The sequence below is a fragment of the Symmachiella macrocystis genome (assembly GCF_007860075.1).
Classification (GTDB): domain Bacteria; phylum Planctomycetota; class Planctomycetia; order Planctomycetales; family Planctomycetaceae; genus Symmachiella; species Symmachiella macrocystis.
Genome location: NZ_SJPP01000003.1, coordinates 406,507 through 432,316, shown reverse-complemented (window position 1 = coordinate 432,316; position 25,810 = coordinate 406,507). Strand labels below are relative to the sequence as shown.

General features: G+C 55.4%; 16 protein-coding genes. 5 read left to right on the top strand and 11 right to left on the bottom strand.

Going from position 1 to position 25,810, the window contains the following annotated elements; genetic code table 11:
• Window positions 1-315: 315 nt before the first annotated feature.
• The 9 genes from CA54_RS25160 to CA54_RS25120 form a co-directional block, all read right to left on the bottom strand.
• The gene (locus CA54_RS25160; protein ID WP_146373756.1) at window positions 316-1,299 is read right to left on the bottom strand and encodes a hypothetical protein; all 984 of its coding nucleotides are present in this window, start codon (window positions 1,297-1,299) and stop codon (window positions 316-318) included.
• Between the two features lie 70 nt (window positions 1,300-1,369).
• Entirely contained in the window at window positions 1,370-2,809 is a 1,440-nt protein-coding gene (locus tag CA54_RS25155) for a DUF1501 domain-containing protein (RefSeq protein WP_146373755.1), read from the bottom strand.
• Window positions 2,799-5,858, bottom strand: a complete 3,060-nt coding sequence (locus CA54_RS25150; protein WP_197532819.1) for a DUF1553 domain-containing protein — start codon at window positions 5,856-5,858, stop codon at window positions 2,799-2,801. The genes CA54_RS25155 and CA54_RS25150 overlap by 11 nt, the downstream gene beginning before the upstream one ends.
• A gap of 97 nt (window positions 5,859-5,955) precedes the next feature.
• Entirely contained in the window at window positions 5,956-8,367 is a 2,412-nt protein-coding gene (locus CA54_RS25145; protein ID WP_146373754.1) for a hypothetical protein, read from the bottom strand.
• Window positions 8,364-8,699, bottom strand: a complete 336-nt coding sequence (locus tag CA54_RS25140; RefSeq protein ID WP_197532818.1) for a four helix bundle protein — start codon at window positions 8,697-8,699, stop codon at window positions 8,364-8,366. Before CA54_RS25140 ends, CA54_RS25145 begins: the two co-directional genes overlap by 4 nt.
• Before the next feature lie 100 nt (window positions 8,700-8,799).
• Complete coding sequence (locus tag CA54_RS25135) at window positions 8,800-10,140, bottom strand: DUF1501 domain-containing protein (RefSeq protein WP_146373752.1); 1,341 nt, start codon at window positions 10,138-10,140, stop codon at window positions 8,800-8,802.
• A gap of 66 nt (window positions 10,141-10,206) precedes the next feature.
• On the bottom strand, window positions 10,207-12,657 hold the full coding sequence (locus tag CA54_RS25130; protein WP_146373751.1) for a DUF1553 domain-containing protein: 2,451 nt from the start codon (window positions 12,655-12,657) through the stop codon (window positions 10,207-10,209).
• Window positions 12,658-12,876: 219 nt separating this feature from the next.
• Window positions 12,877-15,336 carry a transporter substrate-binding protein gene (locus CA54_RS25125; protein WP_146373750.1) on the bottom strand — a complete coding sequence of 820 codons (2,460 nt, stop codon included), beginning with the start codon at window positions 15,334-15,336 and terminating at the stop codon, window positions 12,877-12,879.
• A 233-nt stretch (window positions 15,337-15,569) separates the two neighbouring features.
• Window positions 15,570-16,412, bottom strand: a complete 843-nt coding sequence (locus tag CA54_RS25120; RefSeq protein ID WP_146373749.1) for a bestrophin — start codon at window positions 16,410-16,412, stop codon at window positions 15,570-15,572.
• 400 nt (window positions 16,413-16,812) lie between these two features.
• Between CA54_RS25120 and CA54_RS25115 the strand changes: the two genes are divergently transcribed.
• Window positions 16,813-17,607: an MIP family channel protein gene (locus CA54_RS25115; RefSeq protein ID WP_146373748.1), complete on the top strand. Its 795-nt coding sequence runs from the start codon at window positions 16,813-16,815 to the stop codon at window positions 17,605-17,607.
• A 99-nt stretch (window positions 17,608-17,706) separates the two neighbouring features.
• Complete coding sequence (locus tag CA54_RS25110) at window positions 17,707-19,074, top strand: hypothetical protein (RefSeq protein ID WP_146373747.1); 1,368 nt, start codon at window positions 17,707-17,709, stop codon at window positions 19,072-19,074.
• On the opposite strand, the gene CA54_RS25105 is transcribed toward CA54_RS25110, so the two are convergent.
• Both CA54_RS25105 and CA54_RS25100 read right to left on the bottom strand, forming a co-directional pair.
• Window positions 19,043-20,803 (bottom strand): GGDEF domain-containing protein, encoded by a 1,761-nt coding sequence (locus CA54_RS25105; RefSeq protein WP_146373746.1) that lies wholly within the window; start codon window positions 20,801-20,803, stop codon window positions 19,043-19,045. The two genes, CA54_RS25110 and CA54_RS25105, sit on opposite strands and share 32 nt — an antisense overlap.
• Window positions 20,804-20,921: 118 nt before the next feature.
• On the bottom strand, window positions 20,922-21,257 hold the full coding sequence (locus tag CA54_RS25100) for a hypothetical protein (protein WP_146373745.1): 336 nt from the start codon (window positions 21,255-21,257) through the stop codon (window positions 20,922-20,924).
• A 95-nt stretch (window positions 21,258-21,352) separates the two neighbouring features.
• Here CA54_RS25100 and CA54_RS25095 point away from each other — a divergent pair, with 95 nt between their 5' ends.
• The 3 genes from CA54_RS25095 to CA54_RS25085 all read left to right on the top strand — a co-directional run bounded on the left by CA54_RS25095 (window position 21,353) and on the right by CA54_RS25085 (window position 25,804).
• Window positions 21,353-22,669, top strand: coding sequence for a sulfatase-like hydrolase/transferase (locus CA54_RS25095; protein WP_146373744.1), 1,317 nt, complete (start codon window positions 21,353-21,355; stop codon window positions 22,667-22,669).
• Between the two features lie 67 nt (window positions 22,670-22,736).
• Window positions 22,737-23,612: an alpha/beta hydrolase gene (locus CA54_RS25090; protein ID WP_146373743.1), complete on the top strand. Its 876-nt coding sequence runs from the start codon at window positions 22,737-22,739 to the stop codon at window positions 23,610-23,612.
• 164 nt (window positions 23,613-23,776) lie between these two features.
• Window positions 23,777-25,804, top strand: coding sequence for a prolyl oligopeptidase family serine peptidase (locus CA54_RS25085; protein WP_146373742.1), 2,028 nt, complete (start codon window positions 23,777-23,779; stop codon window positions 25,802-25,804).
• Window positions 25,805-25,810: the final 6 nt, after the last annotated feature.

Genomic DNA, 25,810 nt, shown 5'->3' with positions numbered 1-25,810 from the left:
TGTGCCGGACGAAAAGATCGCGGGAACTGATTGAAAGATTCTCCAAGCACGCCTTGGCCACCGGCAAAAAGCGGCCGGTACAACCGGCCCTACGGCACTCCCAATTTGAAAACCTGGAGACCACTCCGAACATCGTCTTCCTTGATTCACCAACTCAAGCGGGCCTAGCAAAGGCAAACGCACAGATTTCGCAATATGTCGCCAAGCTCAAATCTAGTGATCGACGTCGCAAAGCGTGGTGGAAATTCTGGTAGAAATATTGCATACGCTAAATGTTCGGCGGCAGAGAGATTGTTCGCATGCTTACAGCAATCTCTAGCTGCAATAAACCATTACTTCACATTGCTTACACTTCCGGCGGAGCAACTGTATCAAGCGTTTTTCAACTGGTCGATCCCATGCGAATACCTTGATGTCCTGCAGTTTTGGACACTCCGACATGTAACCCACACTTTCTTCTGTCAACATCGATATGTCGATGTACAACTTTTCCAATACCGGAAATGCTGGTAGCTGCCTTAGACCAGAAGCTGTCACATTGCTCTTTTCAATTGACAGCAAAGATAGGTGTGGTGCTCCTGATAGGGCTGGCAAATGTGAATCGTGTACGTTCGAAAACGACATCTCCAGTTCACTAATTCCGGAATCCCTTAAAAACTCAAAATCTTCCGGTGCTGCGGATAAAGTACACGAAGAAACGGAGAGAATTTTCAGGTTTTTACATCGGGTAAGTGCAGAAATCTCCGGTCCAATCGCCAACTCCTGAAAGGAAATCTTCTCAATCATGTTTTCCGTTGGGATCCATTGCAGCCCACCATACGCTGACTTCGTGAAGCTAATGCTCTTCAAACCTGTTTGATTTGAGATCCACTTGAACCCAAGCTCATCAACGTCGACACCGCTCAGTTGAATCGTCTCAATCCGGTGGCACTTACAAAAATCCTGAATCCTCACCACCGGTCGATTCTCGCAATCCGAGGAGGACCAAACCTTTAAATGCTCTAGTTCACTCCATTCCTCCAATAATGACAATGCTGTGTCTGCATGAATCACAAGTCCCAATTCACAAACCGAGGTGCACTGTCTCAAAATGTTGAAATCGTCTATTCCAGTCTCAGGTCGCACCAAGCGCACTAGTCGAAGGAGCGCGGCAAAGTTAGGTATCTGAAGTAGAAGCTCGCCAGCTTTCGAGTTCCACGCATCCCATGTTTCGAAGCTATAAGTCCCGTCTGTCGACTTTGTGACATAATACTCGTAGTCGTTTCGGAGCTGCAAAATCAGTTCCCGAGTTCTGTCCATCTCATTTGCTTTCCGAGGTTCGGGGCCCAATCTCTTCACCCCGGGATGCCACTAGCTACGTCGGCATCTGTTAACCCAAAACATCCCGAATCACTTCCCCCGACACGTCCGTCAGCCGCCGGTCGATGCCGTTGTTGTAGTACGTCAGGCGCTCGTGATTGATGCCCAGCAGATGCAGCACGGTGGCGTGGAAGTCGTGCCAGGTGGCGATGTTTTCTACTGAGCGGAGGCCGAATTCGTCGGTGGCGCCGTGGGCGATGCCGTGTTTGAGGCCGCCGCCGGCCATCCAGACGGAGAAGCCGTATTGGTTGTGGTCGCGGCCTTTACCGAGCACGCCGGCGTCGGATTGGGTAAAGGGGGTGCGGCCGAATTCGCTGGTGAAGAGCACGAGCGTGTCGTCCAACAGGCCCCGCTGTCTGAGGTCGCGGAGCAGGGCGGCGACCGGTTGGTCGATGCGGGTTGCTTCGCGGGTGTGGTTGCGGACCATGTCTTCGTGGCCGTCCCAATTGATCCGTGGACTGCCGAACGCGCCGCCGGAAAAGAGTTGCACAAACCGCACACCCCGCTCCAGCAATCGTCGCGTGAGCAGACAGCTACGGCCAAAATCGTTGGTCTCTTTGCCCCCCAGGCCGTACATCTCTTGGGTGTGCTGACTTTCCGATTCCAGGGCGGAGACTTCCGGCACGGCCAATTGCATCTTGGCCGCCAATTGGTAACTCCGCATGCGGGCAGTCAGTTCGTCGTTGCCATCGCGGGACTCTAAATGCCGACGGTTTAAGGTCTCTAACAATTTGCGGCTGGCTTGTTCGGTCGTGGCGCTGACCGGCCGCGCGGGAAACAGATCGTCGATGGCGGTGCCGGTGCTGCGCAGCGTGGTTCCTTGATGACGGACTGGCAAAAAGCCGTTGGTCCAATTGATACTGCCGCCGGCGGGAACGCCGCGGGTATCGGGGATCACCACAAAGCCGGGCAGGTCGTCCGATTCGCTGCCCAGTCCATACGACAACCAGGCTCCCATGACCGGAAAGCCGTTGAGGCGAAAGCCGGTGTGTTCTTGAAACGTGGCGGGCGTGTGGTTCGAGGTTTCCGCTGTCATCGAGCGGATGACCGTCAATTCGTCCGCCATCTCGGCGAGATGCGGAAACAGATTGGAGATCAACAGTCCGCTTTCACCACGCGGCGCGAATTGCCAATCGCTCTTTCGCAAGTTGCCGACCTTGCCGAAGAAGACGTCGGGGCGTTCTTCGCTGTCGAGCGGTTTGCCGTTCCATTGTTCCAGGGCCGGTTTGTGGTCGAACGAATCGACCTGGCTGAGTCCGCCGTTGAGCACAATATGAATCACCCGCCGCGCCGCCGCAGGATGATGTTGAATCGGTCCGGGCGGTTTGCCTGACTCATCGGCCAATGCGCCGTCACGGGCCAACAGATCGGTCAGCGCCACGGCGCCAATGCCAGCAGCGGACCAGGAAAAGAAATCGCGTCGCGAGGGCTGTGCGTTATTAATCGACATAGAGAAACTCGTTGCTATTAAACAGAACGCGGCAATAGGCAGGCAGGCCGTGCTCTTGGATGAAAGCGGCACCGACGGTGATTTCCTCATCCGCCGGCAAACGACCGAAAGCCAAACGGGTGGCTCCGCGAATTTGATCCGCTGGGGCCTCACCAAACTCATGGGTCAATCGCGCCGCCAATTGGTCCGACATGCGTAGCACGAACGAATTGTTCATCATCGCCAGCGCTTGCAGCGGCGTGGTGGTGACGGCGCGGGTAGGGGTTTTGGTGGAGGGGTCGGGGCAATCAAATGCGTCAAGAAAATGGTTGCGTCCCGAGCGAACCCAGGTGCGATATAAGCTACGTCGGTTGAAACTGGCGCCGACGGGGTCGCGCATATCGTAGAATTGCGCGTTGTGGACGTAGGTGGTGAAGTCATGGTAACCGGGGCCACCGATTTGGGGATTGAGCTGTCCGGCGATGGATAGTACTGCATCGCGGACATCTTCAGCTTCCAGCCGCGTCGGCGATTTTCGCCACAGCAGGCGATTGTTGCCATCGATCGCAGCGGCGGTGGGGTTGCGTTGTGAGGATTGCCGGTAGGTCTCGGACATGAGAATCTGACGGTGTAGATGTTTCAAACTCCAGCCATGTTCGATCAAATCGGCCGCCAACCAATCGATCAATTCGGGATGCGATGGCCGCGCGCCGTTGAAGCCAAAATCGTTGGGCGTTTCCACCAGCCCGGCGCCGAAATGGTAATGCCAGACCCGGTTGACGATCACTCTGGCAAAGAGCGGGTTCTGCGGATCGGTGATCCACTCGGCCAACTTGCGGCGGCGGTCTGCATCGGGCGCATCGGGTTTGAGCTGAAAGTCCGCCGATTCGGTCCCGGTCGAGGCGATCCCTGAGGCGGAGACCAGTTCAGCAGGTTTTGCGGGATTGCCGCGACGAAGCACATGGACCGTATCCGCTTTTCTGGGGACGTTGGAATAGATTTTATTGTTGCGATATCGTTTGGACTGACTACGGAGGTTCGCTGCTTCAAAATTGAGTTGCTCCAGCTCCACGCGAAGTTGCGGGGTGGCGGCGGCTAGGATTTCAGCGTCCTCGACATCCAGGTATTCAACACCGGCCGATGCAGCCACTTCGGCGTGATTCAGTGCGCGGTCGTACAATCGAGCGCATTCAATGGAACCTTTGAACATCCGGTTTCCACCGGGTGCACCGTGTCGCAATCCCAGTAAGACCTGCGTGGCTTCAGGGAGAAATTGTACCGGACCTGGTTTTTGATACGCCTTGCCATAGGGCCGGCCGTTGCGGTAACCGACAATCGTTCCATCTTCCCGGTATACGATCGCTACATGCACCAGTTTTTCAGGATCGGCGGTTTCTTGTTTTCCAGCGAAGTTAACGGTACGCGAGAAATTATTGCTTCCGGCCATCCAGTGCCGCGATTGACGCTCGCCGTAAACAATGGCATCGAATGAATTGCCGTTGAGGGTTTGCACACTCAGAATGCCGCCGCCGCGTTGATCGAGATCAGCCAGAGAGACCCATGCTTCCAAGGTCTTTCCGGAAAGATGGGTCGCCAAGGGGACGGTCTCTACATACGCGGTCTCACCGTCAAGCACTAACCGGCCGTCGGTGACGACAGCAGTGCCATGCGCTGTCCCGTGCAATCCACCGCGGCTGTCCCGCAAGTTACCATCGAATTTCCATTCCGCAAACGGCTCCGGAGGGGCGACGGTATTCGATTCTTCTCGCCGACGCTGTAATATCTTTTGACGAAGTGGCGCCATGAGTTGTTCACGCCCTAAATCGATTCCTGCCAGTCGCGTGTCGAGTTGTTGCAAACGCTCGGCGTAATCGTTGAACAAGGCCTCAGGCTGGAAATCACGTTTGCCGTGGTGCACCCCTGCTAGTGCCGAGGTCATTTGATAATATTCAGCTTGCGAGATCGGATCGAACTTGTGATCGTGGCAGCGGGCGCAATTGACGGTCAGTCCCAAAAACGTTTGGCTGACGACGCTGACCATGTCTTCCAATTCATCCTGCCGGACAACGGCCCGCATGGCGGCGCTTTGTTGCTTTTGTCCCACCTCGTCATAGGCACCCGCGACCAGAAATCCGGTGGCGGCCAGGGCGGTGGGATCGTCGGGCCGCAGCACATCGCCGGCCAACTGTAAACGCGTGAATTCATCGTAGGGCATGTCCGCATTGAGGGCTTGAACGACCCAATCGCGATACGGCCAAAAATTGTCGCGCAGTGCGTCCCGTTCAAACCCCGCGCTTTCACCGTAGCGCACCACGTCCAACCAATGCCGCGCCCAACGTTCGCCGTAATGCGGGGAATTCAATAACCGCTCGACTAGTTTCGCGTAGGCGTCCGGCGAGTCATCAGCGACGAAAGCGTCGACTTCTTCCGGCGATGGGGGCAGTCCCAACAGATCAAAGGACAACCGGCGAATCAACGTGCGACGATCAGCCGGCGGCGCGGGAGCGAGGTTTTTCTCCGCCAATTTATTGTGGATGAACTGATCGATCGGGTGACTGCCGTCAGCGTCGGCCAATTTGGGTTTGTTAATCGGTTGCAGGCACCACCAGTCGTAACCCGCGCGGGATGTGGTGGTATAGCGAAAAGGATCGATCGGATCACGGCCCCATTTCGCGCCCCCTTCAATCCACGCTTTGATCAGCGTTTTTTCCTTGTCCGTCAGCGGCTTTTTGGGCGGCATCTCATCGGTCGAGATATAATCCCACAGCAAACTGTCTTCCAGACTGCCGGGAACGATGACCTCGCCGGAATCACCACCGGCCATTGCTGTTTTGGATTGCGCCAGATTCAAGCCCGATTTTGATTCGGTCCCGTTATGGCAATCGAGACAACGGCTCGCGAGTAGCGGGGCGATCTGCCGATCAAAGTCAACCGCCGGAGCCGCATCATCGGCTTGAGCAATGTTCGGAACGATGGCGAACATCAGGATCAGCAGGCACATTGCGACTGCGATTTTACCAAGGTCTTGCGAGCGGATCATACGGCCATCGTGGCTGTGTAAACTGTTCATCGGCTGCCTGAATGACAAGTGAATGAGATCGCGACCCGTTTCGAACACGCTAAATACCAGGATATTCTAGAAAATCGCCAAGCACAACCGGGATCGATTATTGCTGCGTACGATCGGTTAGTATCTCGAACTGATCTTCAGCGGTATACGGTTGGCCGTCTACCAATGCGGTTGCGCGGACCCGTAGTGGTATATTGAACGGCCCCAACTCATTATCCCCAAATTGGATCGGCAGGGAAATCTCGTCGGTGTCTGCCGGTACGGTGACATCATCGGCGGTGATGCCGCGCACATGAGCGGGGATAATCAATTGCAATGTGATCGGACCCGATATCGATTGGCCGCGGCCGATTTTGACCGTCAACGGAGCTGTCCGTCCCCGCGCCGCAAGTACGGACTTGGGTGAGATATCGACGCTCAACTCACCGGTGGCGACCATCATGATGATCTGATCATTGGCGATGTTTGAGGTATAGCAGACCTTGTGCTGGGTCCCGTCGCTGTCGGTGACGACGCCGACAGCCATCACGACGATGCGAGCGGTCCGCGCCGGTTGCATCCAGGGGGCGAGTTTGATGTTGTAGTCGAACTCCGTTTCACCGGCGGGCACTATGATCTCCGGTCCCGTGACCCCTTGTAGATGCCGCACCTGACGGTCCGCTAGGCTGATCGTCAGCGGTCCCTCGAAGCCGCCGCGGTCGAGTGTGTAGTGCCGAAAATAAGTCGCTCCGCGTGAGACGTAATTGGTTTCAAATGCGCCGATGACTTTAAAGGGTGTCGGCATGGCCACGGCGAGCAACAGGTGATCCAACACCGGGGCTTCGGTCGTCGCCGCTTGTCGTTGAATCGTCTGCTGGCCAACCTTGCAGGTGCCGGTGACCGTTAAGCGGTAGGCATCAATTTTCGCCGTGTCGTCCGCTTTGTATTTGACCTGCGTTTCCGACTTGTTGGCGGCTATCGTCGTTTCGGAGACCGTCACCCCCGCTGGTAAATCAGCGAACGATAATTCAATCGGCCCGTCACAACCCCCGCTGCGGGTTGTGGACACTTTGAATTTCAATTCGCTGCCCCGCTTTAAGGTCAGCGCATCGGCCGCGAGTTGCAATTGGAAGTCGGGCGCTGTTTCCATCGGTTGGGCGACATGTAACCGATAGGCGAACCCCGCCCCGCCGCGGCGCGGAGTCCGTTCGCGAATCACCGCCGTGTAGATGCCCTCGGCGGGAAACGTATGGCGCAATTGTGAGTCGGTCTGGTCGGTGGCGAGATTGTCGTTTTCCGCCAACACCGTTCCGTTGCTGGCTTCGAGTGTCAGCACCGAATCGAGCCGTGATCCCAATCGCGAGGCCCGCACATCGAAGAGGAATTCCTGCCCTGGCCCAGCACGAAACGTCCAACGATCCATTTCGCCGGCAGTTTGAATCCGACCATTGAAGACTGCGGGCAACGCCGGCGGTTCAGTAGCAGATTCGTTGGGCTGTTCGAAGAATTCAGGGAGGTCGCTCAATTCGAAAGTGATCGGGTTGGTGGTTTTGCCGTCACTCGCAAATTGATGTGTGTAAGTCGAATCGGTTGTGGTGGGCATTTGCAACGTCGCCATGGGGGCGGCAATGTTCATGCCGTTGAGTTCCACTGATAATGACTCGCCGCGTCGCCCGCCCAAAGGAAAAACGTCGTTGATCACCGGGCCGTCGTTGATTGTCAAACGATAGACGAAGTGTTGCAGTCCGGCGAAATTGATGTCGTGGATTTTGACTTGATACTCGCCGTCACTGGGGGCAATGAATTGCACAAAGGAGTCGGTCCCCTTGCCGTCGACATTTTCAGCGATAGGGCGTCCTGCGAGGCCAATGATTTCTAAACGGGAATCGAGCGGCGAGCCGATTCGTGCTGCCATGACTTCGCAGGTATAACCATGCCCTGCTTTTCCAGCAAAGGTCCAGGTATCGACATCCTCGCGGGGAAAGATACGTCCGTTGATGGTGACGGGAAGTTCGACAGGCGTCGGCAGTGGTTGGCCGTCGATTTCCTGTTCGACAATTTCTGGAAAATCGCCGATGACATATTTCATCGTGGGAATCACCCCTTGCGACGTCCAAACACGATAGCGACGAACTCCCAACGGCGCATCAGGGGCAATGCTGACCGCCCCGGCTTGGTCTTTTGGATAGTCCTCACTATTCGAAGAATACGGTTTGGGAACCAGCGGCCCTTCAAACCATGCCGTATGCGGCGCACGATGCAAAAGCGGCGTCGCTTTCACGCCCAGGCCCAACATTTCAAACGGACAAACTTCATGCAAATAATGCCCCCCCACATGAAACGCCACCGACGTCCCGCGTTGTCCCCCCGCGGGGAAGATGTAGGAGACGGAGGGGGGATTGGCCTGTAAAAGAGTAGGCAGTAGGCAGTAGACAGTGAGAAGAAGGGTTAGTGGCCAGTGGCCGGTGGTCAGTGGCCAGACTTTTAAGGTCCGCTTTAGAGCATTGGGGAGGAGGAATAAAAAAGTCATAGGATCTGTGGTTTCGTTTTTTTTGCCAAGGATCTTGTTAGGCCATTCATGATCCGGCCGACTTCATCTGATTGGGTGAGTAGCTGATCCAGCAGTTCGTTTTGTAGATATCCCAGTCGTTGAGTAATGATCAGTTGTGTTTCGACTTCGCAGAGTGAGCCCTTGGCAATCGAGAGAAAATGAATGAACTCATTTGTCGATTTTCTCCCTTGTCCTTCAGCGATATTAGATGGTACCGAGACTACGGCTCGCCGCAATTGTTGTGTGAGACCAAATCGTTCATCTGCCGGGAAAGTCGAAGTCGCGCGATAGACAGCCTCTACGACGTCCATAGCTTTCTGCCAAGCCACCAATTCACGATAATGCCGAACAGCAGTGATGCGTCACCTTCTTTCCGGCCACTAGCCACTCGCCACCGGCCACTAGCGAGCTCTACGAAAACAACTCCCCAATCACCTTCCCCCCGTGTGGAACAATCGGCATGGGGCGGCCTTCGGGGGTGTGGAAGATCGTCTCTGGGGAGATGCCCAGGCTGTGATAGATTGTGGCTGCGAGGTCTTTGGGGCCGTAGGGGTTGGTGACGGGGCGTTCGGCGCGGGGGCCGGAATCGCCGACGACGATGCCGTTGGTCATGCCTCCGCCACCCATGGCCAGGGAGGTGCTGGGGCCCCAGTGGTCGCGGCCGGCATCTTTATTAATCCGCGGCGTGCGGCCGAATTCGCCTGTGACGAGCACGAATGTATTTTCTAACATCCCACGATCCGACAGATCCCTAAACAGCGTCGACATTCCCGTATCGAGCTTGGGCAACAACCGGTTTTTTAGCATATGGAAATTGTCGTTGTGCGTATCCCAATCGCTGTGATGCACCAGCACGCAACGCACCCCCGCTTCAACCAGCCGTCTGGCCATCAGACAAGATTGGCCCAGCGTGTGCCGACCGTATTCGTCACGGAGTTTTTTAGATTCATCGCCGATGTCGAAGGCACGTTTGGTTTCCGGCGAGGTCATCAAATCAAATGCTCGTTGTTGGAATGTGCTTAAAGCGCGGGCGGACTGATTGGCGGCAACTTCGGCCGAGGATTGATAACGATCCACCGTTGCCAGCAGATCGCGGCGGTGTCCTAATCGCGAGGCGGGGACGGTGAGCGGGGGCGCCAAATCGCGGACGGCAAAGTTCGGCGTGTTGGGATCGGCCGCTACGGTGAACGGGTCGGCATCGGAACCCAAAAACGCGCCGCCGCCACTGTTGTGCATTTTGGGCAAAGCGACATAAGCGGGAACCGAGCCGCGGGGACCGAGCTTCTTGGCAATCACCGAGCCGTGCGAGGGCTTTTCATTGTTTGGCTTGAGTTTGGAATCAAACGCCGGTGTCGGGTGGTAGCCGGTGAGAATGAAATGGTCGGCATGTCCATGGCTGGAGTTGCGATGCGCGAAACTGCGGACGAGGGAAAATTTGTCCATCTGCTGGGCGAGATGAGGCAGATGTTCGCAGAGCTGAATGCCCGGCACGCTGGTCGCGATGGGATCGAATTCGCCGCGAAATTCGGCGGGCGCATTGGGCTTCATGTCCCAGGTGTCGATTGTGCTAATTCCACCTTGCAGGAACAGAATGATCAACGAAATGTCATCGGTCGATTTTCCCTGTTCTGCGGCGGCCGCTTGGAGCTGCAACATCTGCGGCATCGACAAGCCAGCGCCAAACATCCCGGCGGCGCCGATCGTCAACATATCCCGCCGACGAACCCCATCGCAAAATCGTGATCGACCCATCCCAAACGCCTCCAGCAAACGCTGTATTGTATTATTTCTGGCCACCGGCCATTCACCACTGATTAGTCAATGGTTGAACAAAAACTCCATCGAATTCAACATGCTCCAAGCAATATCCTCAGCTGCCTGTTGCCGCGCGGGGCCTTGTTTGCCCTGCAAGTGCTCCATCAACTTGGCTTGTTCCGCCTCAGTCGGGGGGCGGCTGAAACAGGCCAGTGACAATTCGTTGATAAACGTCTCGTCATCCGTACCGCTCCGTAGCATACCAGCGATACGGCCCCCTTGGTGGGAGAGTTTTTCCTGGATCTCGGGTGAGTTCAAAACGTGTAGCACTTGCCCCACGGTCGGCGCCGCGGTCCGTTCGCAACTGCAGGCGGTTGCACGCACTGGTCGACCGAATGTTTTGAGGAAATAGTGCGGAACTTGGCTGTCCCACAATTGAATCGCGCGATAACCGGCAGCGACTCCGGCAAACTTTTCAGGCACGCCGGTGACCTGTACCACGGCATCCAACAAGACTTCGGCATCGATGCGTTTGAACAAGAATCGTGAATAGTTTTGTTCATCCCGCCAGTTGGTTTTATTGACCGTCGATGCGCGTTGATAGGCGGCTGAGGCGGTGATGGTGCGGATCAGGTGCTGATAGTCGTAACCGTTCTCAACAAACTCGCGTGCGAGAGCATCGAGCAATTGCGGATTTGACGGAGGATTCGTCAGACGGAAATCATCGATCGGTTCCACCAACCCTCGCCCCAGGAAATGCGCCCAGGCACGATTCGCAATATTACGGGCGAACCACGGGTTCTCAGCGTCGGTCAGCCAATCAGCGAGTCGTTCGCGGCGGTCTCCGGTGGTGGATTGTTTGGGGTAGGGCGTGGCGAGTGGATAGGCGAAGATTTCTTGGTTGGTGCGGGGATGCACCGATTTTTCTTGCCCACTGCTGGTCAGCAGTTCTCCCAGATTGGAAGCTTGAAACGTTGGCTGCGTGAAGAACGCGTGCATGCCGTAATAGTCTGTCTGACTCCAGCGGTCTTGCGGATGGTGGTGGCACTGTGCACATTCAATACGGACACCTAAAAAGACTTGCGAAAATGTCGCCGCCCGCTTGTGCGCATCTCCGGCGACCTTATAGAAGTGCGCTGCCGGCGCTTCGGTCATGGGACCGGCGGCTGTCACTAATTCAGCGGCAAAGGCATCCATCGGTTTGTTGTCGCGGAAGGTATCGCGAATCCAACGGTAATAGGCATAAGCCCCCTTATGCCCCAAAGCCAAACGATTAACACGTAATAAGTCCGACCATTTCAGCGCCTGGTAATCGGCGTATTCGGGACGCGCGAGTAATGCGTCCACCAGAAGTGCGCGGCGATTGGGACGCGAATCGGACAGAAACTCGCGGGATTCAGCTGGTGTCGGCAAGGTGCCGATGACGTCCAGATAGACCCGCCGCAGATATGTAGCATCATCCGCCGGACCGGCCGGTACAATATTCAGTTTCCGCAGCTTGTCGTTAATGAGTGGATCGATGAAGTTCGATTCAGTGACAGCGGGGTAATCGGTGATGGTTTCGCTACGAGGAATCAACGAACGGAAGACATCAACAGCGCCCATGTAACTGGCCATGACGGTTACGTCGCCGGGGGAGTCACCAGCGGTCACCAGTCCAAACTCGTCGACCTTGCCCAGCGCGTCGTTGTTCGATTGAAACTGTGCGTGAGCGGTCACGTCGACTTCGTGGCCATCGGTATAAGTTGCTACAACACGCAGTTGTTGTTGCGCCTGCATGGTCAATTGACGCTCAATGGGAGAAACGGTGATTTTGGCAACGGTTGCCGCATCGTCGTTGCCAAAGGGCGTGCCGGCGTCGATCCAATTGCGGAGCGTGCGATAATCGCCCGAGCCTTTGCGGAGACGAATTCCGCCGCCGTGCGGCACGCCACCGCTGGCTTTGGTGAGCATCAAACTGGTCTCAGGCATGGTCGTGCTCACGCGGCGACCTCGGTTTTCTTTCGTCAGCGCTGCAAAGTCTTCTTCGGGCTGAAATCCAAACACCGAAAGTTTGAAGCCGTTTTGCCCTTCTGCTTTGCCGTGACAACCAGACGTATTGCAACCGTAGCGAGTGAGCAGCGGGACGATGTCGTTTTCGAAATGGAACAGCTGCGGCACTTGAGAGGCATGTATCGTGACCGGGACGTGGAACGTTTTCTCGGCGACGGTTACAACGACTTCCGTTTGCCCATCCGCCATGCCGCGGACCACGCCGTTGGGGGCGACATTGGCAACCGAAGCGTCGAGCACGGCAAAATGCGCATCGCGGGTGACGTCGATTTTTTGGCCGTTGGCTGTGGTTCCATCGACAATCAGGACCGTGCGCGCACGCGGCCCTTCAAGCACGATCTGTTGGGGGGCGACTGCCAGATGGGACAACGTCCCTAGAGTCTCGGGCGAATGGTCCGCGTGTAAAATGCCGGGCACAGCGGCCAGGGCAATCACACTGAGCAAAAAGACAATCCCGCGCACGATGTTCGTTTCCCTTTGGCAAAGCAGATGCTCTACGGGCTAGTCAAACGCACCGAGCGCCAACTATTTGCCGCTGAGAGGCAGGAACACATCAATGTTTATTAGTATGTAACGTAAGTGCTTTGCTGCCTTGCGCCAAGGGAAATCATTCGACAGCCGAGGCGGACCGGTATCCCTGCGGGGAAGTTTTTTAGGGCTACTGGACGAAATCTTATGAAATCAGTCCGCCGGCGCCGACCATTGGCCGTTCCACCCGGTCTTCAGTTCGTCTAAGAATTGCTCCCATTCTTTCCGCGTACGGGTGTCCGGAAAGGGTTCCGGAGCAATGGCTTTGGGGGAGTTCCAGACTATTTCGAACCGGCCTTTGTCATTGACTTGGCCGATTAGAAACGGCTGCCATGTATGCCCGGTTTCGGGGTCGATGCGAACTTCCCCTTCGGGAGCAGCCAGACTTTGCTCGAGCATAGCAGCGCGGATTACAGCGACATCGGTGGTTCCTGCTTGTTCCACGGCTTTTGCCCAGAGGAAGATGCTGAAATAACCGGTCTCCATCGGATCGGAAATCAGTCGTGTCGCGTTGTATTTCTTTTGGAACTTGGCGACGAATTCCTCATTCGCCGGTGTGTCCAGCGAGTGGAAATAGTTCCAAGCGGCGAAGTCCCCCTCCATCTCGCTGGTGTTGAGGGCGCGGAGTTCCGGTTCAGCGATGCTAAACGAAATGGTCGGCACGTCCTCCGAGTGGATGCCCGCAATACGCAATGCATGGAAGAAGTGGACGTTGCTTTCACCGTTGATCATATTCAAAATAACATCGGCCTTGGATTCGGCAATTTGCGAAGCGATCTCGCTAAACTCCGAATGCCCCAGCGGAACGTAGGCTTCGCCGACCGGTTCGAGTCCCATCTCCTGCAACTCATCGGTCACGATTGCGCCGGCGGCGCGGGGGAAGACATAATCAGACCCCACGATAAAGAACCGCCGCCGTTTCTGAAACGCATAGGCCCATTGCACCGCCGGGAGAATTTGCTGGTTCGGGGCGGCGCCGGTGTAGATGATGTTCGGCGATTGCTCCAACCCTTCATATTGCAAGGGATAGATCAATAAGTGGCTGTGTTCTTCAACTACTGATTTGACCTGTTTGCGACTGGAGGAGGTCCAACAGCCAAAAATCGTTACGACTTCATCTTTATTGATCAGCTGTTCGGCCGCTTTTTTAAAAGCCGCATCGTTCGACTCTCCGTCGGCGACCACCGCTTCTACGGGGCGGCCTAGTACACCACCATTGTTATTCAATTCCTCCACAGCCAGCAACATGGCGTCGACGACACCGCTTTCACTGAGCGCCATTGTTCCGGACAGAGAGTGCAGAATCCCGATTTTGATCGGCGGTCCCTCGGGAACCACCGGCGGGACAACGCCCGGCGCTGCGTTGGAATCAATCTCGGTATGTTTGCCCCGCAGTAGAATAAACGGAATACATAACACAGCCACCGTGAGCAGGCTGATAATACTGGCAATCAGAAACTTGCGGCGTCCGGCACCAGCGGGCGGGTCATGGAGTCCAGACCTGAGGGCGGATCGGCTGCCGCTGAGCTGGGACAGTCGTTCCGCGACAGCCAGTGATTCGCGGCTATCAGTCGAACTCTCGAGTAAAATTTGCAGGTCCGTTAGCATTTCCTGGGCGGACTGATAACGGTCGGCGGGATCCTTAGCCATTGCCTGTTCGATGATCCCGCGGCACAGCGGTGGCAAATTATTGGCAAGATCTCCCGGGTCGGGAGTCGGTTCGTTGCACTGCGCGAACATGATTTGCATCACGTCCGTGGAATGTGCATAGGGGGGCGCGCCGGTCAGCAAGTCATAATAGGTCGCCCCCAACGAATAAATGTCGCTCCGCGCATCCACGGTGGAACTGCGACATTGTTCGGGACTCATATAATGCGGCGTACCCAGCACTTGGTTGATTTGTGTCAACGTCGGCGCGGCGCTGTCTTCGATTTTCGCTAATCCAAAATCCGATATCTTCGCCGTTCCGTCGGCGGTGAGCATAATGTTATCCGGTTTGATATCGCGGTGAATCAACCCTTTTTCGTGGGCGGCGACCAAGCCTCGACAAGCATCGGCAATGATTCGTGTGGCCCGTTGCCACGAGATTGTCTTTTCCGAATCGAGCAAGTCCGAGGCGGTCCCCCGGTCCACCAGTTCCATCACCAGATACCAAATGCCGTCCGTTTGGTCGACTTCGAATAGCCCCACCACGTTGGGATGTTGTAGTTGTCCCACTGCCCGTGCCTCTTGCACGAAACGTTTCAGCGCGGTGTCGTCACCCGCTGCTTTGCCCGAGAGAAATTTGATGGCGACTTCGCGACTGATGATCGAGTCATGTGCAGCGTAGACAACGCCCATGCCGCCGCTGCCGATGATTTTCGTAATACGGTATTTGCCCACAAAGGTGCCCACGCGGGCTTGCGGATCGATCGCCGCCTTGTCGTTGGGCGTGGCATTGATTTGCATCGAGCCGTCGTCATCACCGACTATCCCCGAAGAGATTGTCGACTGATACATATCACGATTCGTGCCTGGTTTGGTATCTCCAGCGTCCGGGCTGGGAGCCTCAGCGCTTTGGGAATCACCATCCGCGTCGTTTTCTGGAGGATTCTCTTTTCCGGTCGTATCCATCCTCAAGTCCGCCCTGATGGGGTCTCGGCTTGTTGGCGTCGGGGATCCGCTACCTGAAGCGTCCCCAGTGAAGTCGGACGAAATTCCCAGAAAAACGTGTTTGCGGGACGTTCGCTTACCTAAGACTATACACCGCAACACTCAATCGGGTAGGCGGGCATTCCCATTTTTTACCCGTATAGCCGTTATAATCCGGAAATGACCACGCTGAATTCGACTTGGCACTAGGAATTCTACGAATTCAGCGGCATTTGCCTGGCAAAAATCTCTCGCACCCCGCCCTCGATTTTATTGCATAACAGATTCAAATCTAGGTCGTCTTCGTCGTGGCCGAAAGGTTCTTCGATTGCATGTGCGATGACCGTAACGCCAATCATGAAATAAGCCGCGATCGTTACAATGACCACCGTCGCATCGCCGAACTCCTGCGCCAAACCCCAGGGAAGCGCTATCAGATGTAGAATCACCAGTTGCCGGATGAATCGGCGATAGGAGTTGGCGATAAGTGTATTGCGGATCCGTTCACAAGCGCCGCAGATTTCCAAGAGTTGGCTGGCTTCCAGGTCCAAGATCCGTAGTTCATCGCCGGTGATCAACTCCAATTGATACCATTTGCGAAAACGGTCATACAACAACGACACTAAATAAGTGGGGACGTGGTCCGGATTGTCAGCTGAGGAGGCAAAGCCGGGAACCTGTTTTAGAACGCAACCATCACGCAGATGTTCTTTCAGAGAATAAGGGAAGCCGATGATAATTGATTCGCAGAGTCGTAAGTCGCTCGCCGGCAGTTTGAGGAGGTTCTTGATTTTGACCGCATGATTGCGACTGGTATTGACCAACTGTCCCCACAAGGTGCGGGCTTCCCACCAACGTTCGTAAGCACGATTGGTCCAAAAGACCAAAAACAATCCCAAGACAAGTCCGAATACCTCATGGATTTGCGCCGGTTGGTCCCATTGGTCTTTGAGCGGTGAATGCTCCTTCCACACCGCCAACCCGCTATAGGCCCCCACCAACAATGCGTAGAGCCAGACCTGGCTCAGCACCGGCAAGCCCGCTAGCATACGTAACATGACCGTCCTCGGAGACTGAATGGAACAGTAGGCAATGGTGAGGCACGCAATTCGCAAACGAATGTCGAATTCTGCCTACACAGCATAGAAACTCCGCTCCGTATTTCAACCACATCACAAGCGCATGCAGTGCGGTTGGCATGGGTTTCATGGAACCGCTCGCCTCACCGGTCCTCTCAAATAAGCCATGGGTTGTCGCAAGTGTCTTGATGAAAACCGCGCGAACGATAAAGATGGGTTGTCGTTCGTTGTTAAAACGCAGGTGTTCCAAATTCTTGATGTCGAGGCGAGACTCTCAGTTGTCAGTAGCTGCTCAAAGTGCATCGTCAATTCGAACAACGACTAGGTACAGCACAGTTGCTCATTAAAATATCTCTCAACGCATGAAGTGGAGACGGACATGCAACAAGGCCTGACGCGTGAGTTGTCGGCAGAATTTATCGGGACGTTCATTTTGATCGTCTTTGGCGTGGGCGTGAACGCGCAGGTGACGTTGGGCGGATCGCAATTCGGCGACTTTTTTTCCATCAACGTCGGTTGGGGACTCGCAGTCACGATGGGGGTCTATGTGGCGGGCGGGGTTTCTGGAGCGCATCTCAACCCAGCGGTGACGCTGGCTTTGGCATGCCATCGGGGCTTTGCCTGGAATAAAGTTCTGCCGTATATGGTGGCGCAGGTCGCCGGCGCTTTTGTCGCTTCGGCATTGATATTCGCCACATACCATGAAGCGATCGATCATTTTGACGGCGGCGTACGACAAATTCCGGGACCGACTGCCGAGCATGCCACGGCTGGGATTTGGGCCACCTACCCACAAGAATACTTGAGCAACTTCCCCGGCGGCTTTGTCGATCAGGTCGTGGGGACGGCGCTTTTATTGTTATTGATCTTTGCCATCTCGGATGAGAAAAACGTCGCCCCAAAAATGAATTTCGCGCCGGTCGTTGTCGGGATGGCCGTGTTTTTAATCGGTATGACCTTTGGAATCAATTGCGGGTACGCAATCAATCCAGCACGCGATTTCGGCCCGCGGTTGTTTACCGCTGTAGCTGGTTGGGGCAGCGGAGTCTTCTCCGCGCACGATTACTTCTTCTGGGTTCCGATCGTCGGACCACTAGTAGGAGGCGTGATTGGCGGATGGGTCTACGATGCCTTCATTACCAAACACCACGCACCCACTGAGCCGGTCGTCTGACGCGTTCCTGTTCGTGGTTCTTCTCATTACAAACAAAAATCATGACTCCCCGCCGCATCACGATCTTGCTCATTCGTCTTGCAGAAAGCGAAGCTCTATATGAAATGTTTCCGTCTGATTTTTCCATTGGTTCTGTTTTTTATTGCGCTCTTTTTCACGTCAGAATTACAGGCTGCTGAGAAGGATGCGCCTGCTCAGTGGTCCGCCGGATTCGCAAAGGTGGTGATTACACCCGAGGAACCCCAGTTTCTTTCCGGTTATGGCGGACGGAACAAACCGGTTGAAGGCAAGGTCAGCGACCTGTTCGCTCGCGCAATCGCACTGCGGTCTCCGGGGGGAAAGACAGCGGTGATGGTTTCGACCGATTTGATCGGGATCCCCGCAAAAATGGCCCAAATCGTTTGCGACGCTGTGCAAGAGCAGCACGGTTTGACTCGGGCGGACATCATGCTGACATGTTCGCACACACATTGTGGGCCGGCGCTGGATGACGAACTGAGCTACATGATGAACATCCCGGATGCGGAGTGGGACAAAATTCGCAAATACCAATTGGTGTTGAATGAAAAATTAATTCGCGTGATTTCCGCAGCAATCGTCGATTTGCAACCCTCGGTTTTGGAGACCGACATTGGTAAAGCGGAATTTGCTGTAAACCGCCGTCCGCCGATTGGTGTTGGTCCCATCGACCACGAAGTCCCGGTGCTGCGCATCACGTCGCCCGATGGAAAGCAGATCCGCGGTATCGTGTTTGGTTATGCCTGCCATTGCACAGTGATGAGTTTCTATCAGTGGTGGGGCGATTACGCTGGTGAAGCCAGCCAGTTTTTAGAAGAGCGACATCCCGGTGCGACGGCACTGTTTTTTGCGGGTTGCGGCGCCGACCAAAATCCGTTGCCGCGACGCAAATTAGAACTGGGAGTCAAATACGGCCGCATGCTGGCCACCGGCGTAGAGGAAGTGTTCGATGGGAAAATGATGCCCGTAGGACCGGAACTTTCGACAGCGTTCCGTCGCGTTGATCTGGAATTCCAACAGATTCCTTCCAGTGAAGAACTTCAGGCGGATTTGAAAAGCACAAGCGCCTATACCGTTCGCCGTGCGCAGCGGTTGTTAGATCGTCTGAAGCAAGAAGGGTCGCTGTCAGCAACGTACCCCTATCCCGTGCAAGTGTGGAAATTGGGGACCGAATTGACGTGGGTGGCGCTTGGCGGCGAAGTTGTGGTTGATTATTCCCTGCGATTGAAAAACGAGCTGGGCCAAGGCAAGACGTGGGTTACCGGTTACGCCAACGATGTGATGTGTTACATCCCCTCGGAACGCGTGCTCGAGGAAGGTGGCTATGAAGGGGCAAGTTCCATGATTCCCTACCAGCAACCCAGTTCCTGGAAATCGGGATTGGAAACGCGGATTGTCGACACCGTACAGGCACTGGTCAAAGAGACTGCGAAGCCCCAGGCAGAGTAACAGGTGTATCGTCGCGGCGCGGATCCGTAGAGCGAGCGATGGCAACGCGGTCTCTGCCCGATTCCTTGGCGTAGTACAGCGCGCCGTCAGCGGCTGCGATCAATTGATTAACGTCCTCTGCGTGTTTGGGCAGTGTGGCGACGCCGATACTCACCGTGGTGGGAATCGTGGCACCGGCGAAAACGAACGTATGATCGCTGATCGCTGTGCGGATCACTTCAGCCATCCGCGCTGCGCCAGTTTCATTGACTCCCGGCAACAGTACGGCGAATTCCTCACCTCCATACCGCGCAGCCAGAACACGGTCCTGGGTGCGCAGACGCTCTAGCGAAGCGAGGACTGTTTGTGCCGCCGAACGCAAAACGTGGTCACCAACCAGGTGGCCAAATTTGTCGTTGATTACCTTAAACCGGTCGATGTCGAGCAGTAGCAGTGAACAATAACCATCCGTCTCATTTGCTGAGCGAACTTCGTTTTTGATGGCTTCGTCGAAGCTGGCGCGATTAGCCATGCCGGTCAAACCGTCGGTCCGCGCCCTTTGTTCCACCTGGGCATGCTGTAGTGCATTGAGAATCGTGCCGGCTAAGTAGTCGGCCGCCCACATGGCGAGTTCGAGGTCAGCGTCGTGAAATTTGTCAGACGAGTCGCGTGACAAGCAGATCGCGCCCACGGTAGCGCCTTTACGAACCAGCGGAACGGCCAGGGCGTGCGTCAAGAAGCTGCGGATGCCATGTCGCAAGAGGTCGGTGCGGTTGAAAACCTGCGTCGTCAACGTGGAATGCGCCTGAGCAGCGATGGCATCCTCGGCTTGGCACAATTGCCGTTCGACATTGGGATTGGGCACAGTGCCGCAACGCACGAATGAATTTCGAGAGACTCCTTCGGCCGTTGTGGAAATATACAACACCGCTCGGTTGGCCGCCGTTTTTCCCCTCAAAGCCGTCATGAATTCCTGGATCATATCGACGGGGGATTCAAAACGGGTGTCAGTGATTGCGCGGAGTTCTAGAATATCGTTCGTGCGGGTCAGTTCGTGCCGTTGCGATTCGAGTGCGAGTGCGGCGCGACGCAGTTCGCTGATACGTTGGACCAATTGTTTCAACAGCGCGAAATGCCGTTGATCGGCCGTTTCGGCGTGAAACATATGTGTGGCGATAACTAGGCCGGATAATGCATCCTCTGATTCGATACCGATGATGAATAGCCGGTGGATATGGCGGCGATCCGCGACCGTCAAGCTTCCCGCCAGACAGCTGGTTCGAAATTCTTGCCCTTCAAGAATGAATGGTTCACCCCCCGCAGCGCGAGCCAGGATTTCAGGATCGACGATTAACGCTTTGCGCGCTTCACGCGACAACCCGCGGCTTTGACCGACGGAAATATTCTTGTCCGAGATCTCCAACGATACGGCGAACCCACGATCCGTGTTCGGGATCAGATTGTTCAGCAGCACCCGAATGGCGCGATCAACATCGGTCTCACTCACAAATTCCCGCAGCAGCCGGTTTTCCAAGCGGGTGATTCGGTGATCTTTTTGGATGTTATCCAGTTCCGAACGGATTTCGTGGAACGCGGATGCCGTTTCATCCTGGTTGGCACGTGTCCGCTGCAGATAGACGACGTATTGCAGGATGCAAATCACCCCCAGCGCCGTTACGCCCCAGCCACCAAACGCAGCATGCGCAACGCCGGGAATTGCATCCCAGTTAACAAACGAGATTAACGGCACGACGTGTCCCTCAGGCCGATTGTAAAGTGAGTCAAACTTGATACGTCCCTGTGAACAAGGTTTGCAGCTTCGTAGCCCAAAGGCGCGAGAGCTGCGCGTCTGTGTTCTATGGCATCCGCTAATAATTGCGGATGAAAATCCGTTTCAAATTTTGATTTTCAGGCTCTGGTCCGGCATTCGTCGCCGCACCCGCCTCTAGTAAAAACTTAGCATAAGAATCGGTTCGATGAGGGCGAGTTTCATCTGTCCTTGGGGCAATTCCGATTACATCAACAAACGCGGGTGTCTGGGAACGTAATTTGATGACGAAGTACCACAACCACGGTGGGTATATCCCTACGGCAGTGTTGCGGATTCGCAACATTTTGCCGAGGAAAGCGATGTTCATCCGCCCCCCAGCAAGATTGCGTTGCGTTACTACAACACGATCCGCGGCTGTGTTAAGGTAAGACATCGAATTGGCCGCATGAAAAACCAAGGCAAGGAGAATCTGGGGTGCGCAAAAAAAAGACAATTTTGTCGAGACTTGTACTCTTAGCGACCCTCGCGATGAGTTGTCTTTGTTTGTGCGATGTGCCACTACAGGCGGCGAATCGCCCGAATATCGTCGTGATCCTGGTTGATGATCTTGGTTACGGCGACCTGTCAAGTTACGGTGCAACTGACATGCAAACGCCCCATGTCGATCAGCTGATGCGGGCCGGCATGCGGATGGATTATTTTTACGCAAATTGCCCCGTCTGTTCGCCGACACGCGCGGCGTTGTTGTCGGGGCGGTATCAAGAACTGGTCGGTGTGCCCGGTGTGATTCGCACGCATCCGGAAAATAGCTGGGGATATCTGGCCCCCGACGCCGTCTTGCTTCCGCAAATCCTCAAACCGGCTGGATATCATTCGGCAATCATTGGCAAATGGCATTTGGGACTGGAACCGGAAAACCATCCGAATGCGCGCGGCTTTGATTTCTTTCACGGTTTTCTGGGCGACATGATGGACGACTATTACCATCACCGCCGTCACGATCAGAACTACATGCGACGAAATACCGAAACGATCGACCCCAGTGGACACGCCACCGATTTGTTCACTGCCTGGGCGGTCGATTACATTCGCGACCGTAAGCAACGTGACGCACCGTTTTTTCTCTATCTCGCCTACAATGCGCCGCACACGCCAGTCCAGCCGCCCGAAGATTGGTTAAAAAAAGTGCTCGCCCGCGAACCGGGAATCAATAAGCAACGGGCGGCACTCGTGGCATTGATCGAACATTTGGACGACGGCATTGGCCAAGTCGTTGCCGCACTCAAGGAAACCGGTGCGTTGGAGAATACGCTGCTCATTTTCACCAGCGACAACGGCGGCTATTTAAAGGTCGGCGCCAGCAACGGCGCTTTGCGGGGCAGCAAACAGGAAATGTACGAAGGGGGCCTCCGCGTCCCCATGTGCGCCGTCTGGCCGGGCGAAATTGCACCGGGAAGCCGCTCGGATCATATTGCATTGACCATGGATCTGTTCCCTACCGTCGCCGCTGCCGCCGGTGCGAAGATCGATCATGAAATCGACGGACTGAGCATTCTGCCGGTCCTGCGGGGCGAGTCCGTGCCGCAATTTGAACGCGACCTCTTCTTTACCCGCCGCGAAGGGGGCCGGACTTACGGTGGGAAAACAATCGATGCCGTGCGCAGCGGCGACTGGAAGTTGTTACAAAACAGTCCCTATGAACCGCTGGAACTCTACAACCTCAAAGACGATCCACTGGAACAACACAATCTGATCGAGCAGCGTCCTAAGATCAGACAACGTCTGTCAGCCGCTCAACGGCGACAAATCCAACGCGGCGGTCGCGTACCGTGGCAGCGTCCTTAATCTCTTAAAATCAGTCGACCTCCAAAACAACCTGTCGTTACATTCATCAATTGGAACTCGCACAATCATGAAAATACTTCTCCCCCTTGCTGCCGTTTGTCTCATCACAGCCTCCATGGCTGCCGCCGCTGAAGAGGAGTACAAACTCGGACCCGATTCAATGGTCCAAGAGGGCGTGCCGCAAGGAACCGTCACCAAAGGGACCTGGACCAGCGATAAGGTGTTCCCCGGGACCGTCCGCGACTATTGGATCTATGTCCCAAAACAATACGACCCGCAAAAGCCGGCCTGTGTAATGGTCTTTCAGGACGGCAAGTGGTACGTGAATACCGAACAGCAATTTCGCGTCCCGACCGTATTCGACAATTTGATTCACAAAGGCGAAATGCCCGTCACGATCGGCATCTTTCTCAATCCCGGCACCTTCCCGGCCGCGAAACCGGAGGGAAAACCTAAGTCGAACCGCAGCTTCGAATACGACACGCTCAGTGATCAATACGCACGATTCTTGCTGGAAGAAATCCTCCCCGCTGTTGGCAAAGATTACAATTTGACGGATGATCCCAACGGCCGAGCGATCGGTGGTATCAGTTCCGGCGGCATTTGTGCCTGGACGGTCGCTTGGGAGCGGCCCGACGCATTCCGCAAAGTGCTCAGCCATGTCGGCAGCTTCACCAATATCCGTGGTGGCCACGACTACCAAGCCCAGATCCGCAAAACCGATCCTAAACCGATTCGCATCTTCATGCAGGACGGCGAAAAAGATCTCGACAACATTCACGGAAATTGGCCTCTCGCTAACCAACAGCTGGCCAAGTCATTGGCCTTCAAAGAGTACGACTACAAATTCGTCTACGGTACCGGCGCCCACAACGGGATTCACGGTGGCGCCATCCTGCCGGAATCGTTGCGCTGGTTGTGGCGGGATTATCCGGTGAAATAATCAAGGTTCATCGGCTTACGTGAGGTGTTGGTCGCCACAGCTGGCTTGTCCAGCAGTGTGTCTATCGGCCGCACCGTTAGCACTCGCGCTCTTTTTCAACAGACGAATCCCTTGCGCAACAAACCCAACGCTTTGCCCGCCTGATTCTAGAGATGGACACCCTGATGCACCACTTATTCCGTTTGTCAGTCCTGTTCTGTTTGGCCGTACTCCTGGGGCGTACTGCTCTTGCCGACGGCGTGCGCGACAACGACCCGACGACCGTGCGCCCCGTGCCGCGACCCGGCATTGAGGTCTCCGACGACGACCGGCAGCACTTGAAGGCGGGGCTCACTGAACTGAATTCGCTAATCGAACAACTCAAGGGGAAAAAAGATCCGCTCGCCCTCGAATTGTTGCCCGATGTCGAGATCTATCACCGTGCCGTGAGCGATGCGCTGACCTACAACGAATTCTTCGCCCCCGGCGACATCGCGGCCGCCAAAGAATTGTTGGTCACCGGAACTGAACGGGCGATGCAATTGCTCAAAGGCAACGCCCCCTGGACGACGCAAACCGGACTGGTCGTCCGTGGATATCGGTCGCGGATCGACCATAGCGCTCAGCCGTATGGATTGGTGATTCCTGAGAATTACGGATTTCCCGATGGTGAGTCGCGGAGGCTGGACTTGTGGTTTCATGGTCGCGGCGAAACGCTCAGTGAAGTCAATTTCATCAATCAACGCTCGAAACGCGTCGGCAATATCTCACCCGCCGATACGATTGTTCTGCATCCCTACGGCCGGTATAGCAATGCGTTCAAATTCGCCGGCGAAATCGATGTCCTGGAAGCACTGGACCACGCCTGCAAGCATTATCGGGTCGACGACGATCGTATCGCCGCTCGAGGTTTCTCGATGGGGGGCGCCGCTGCATGGCAATTTGCGGTGCACTACCCCGACCGGTGGTTCGCCGCCAATCCCGGAGCAGGATTTTCGGAAACGCCGGAGTTTTTGAAGTTCTTTCAAAAAGAAACTCTCAATCCGACTGACTACGAACGCCTGTTGTGGCACTATTACGACTGCACGGACAATGCCGTGAATCTGTATCAATGTCCGACAATCGCTTACAGCGGGGAATTGGATATCCAAAAACAAGCCGCCGATATTATGCAGACTGCCCTGAAAGCCGAGCATATCGATCTGGTGCACATCATCGGCCCGCAGACGAAACACCGCATTCATCCCGATTCCTTGCGAGAAATCGAAACCCGCCTCGCCGCACTCGCTGCCCGTGGTCGTGAGTGGATACCGCGCGAAATCCATTTTGTCACCTACACACTCAAATACAACAAAACGAATTGGGTGACGATCGACGGATTGGGAGAGCATTGGCAACAGGCCCGTGTCGATGCGAAGATCTTGGGCGATAAGTCGCTGCAGGTCAAAACAAAAAATGTCAACGACATCAGTTTCCACATGCCGTCAGGTTGGTGCCCGTTCGATATCCGTCGGCCGGTTGAAATCGAAATCGACGACCAACTGATCGATGCCCCATCTCCTCGTTCAGACCGTTCCTGGGACTGTTCGCTCTATCGACAAGAGGACGGGACCTGGAAGCTCGGCACACGCGTCACGGAAGGCCTGCACAAAAAACATGACCTGCAAGGGCCGATCGACGATGCCTTTTTGGATTCATTCATTTTTGTAACTCCCACCGGCCAGGGCAGCCACCCGGATGTCAATAAGTGGGTCCAACAGGAATTCGACCACGCGGTCAAACATTGGCGACTGCAATTCCGTGGACATGCCCGTGTGAAAAAAGATACGGCGATCAGCGACGAGGACATCGCCAGCGCAAATCTAGTCCTGTGGGGTGATCCGAGTAGCAATGCTGTGCTCGCGAAAATCGCCGACAAGCTGCCGATCAGCTGGGATGAAAAATCAGTGGCCGTCGGAGAGCACACCTATCCAGCGGGATCGCACGTACCGGTGCTGATTTTCCCCAGTCCGCTCAATCCCGAGAAGTACATCGTGCTCAACAGCGGCTTCACGTACCGCGAATACGATTACCTCAACAACGCCCGGCAAGTCCCCAAACTCCCCGACTGGGCCATTATCGACCTCCGCACCCCACCCAATAGCCAATACCCGGGGAAAGTAGTCCAGGCGGATTTCTTTGATGAGTCGTGGCGGTTGAAGCCGGCAGAATAGGGCCGT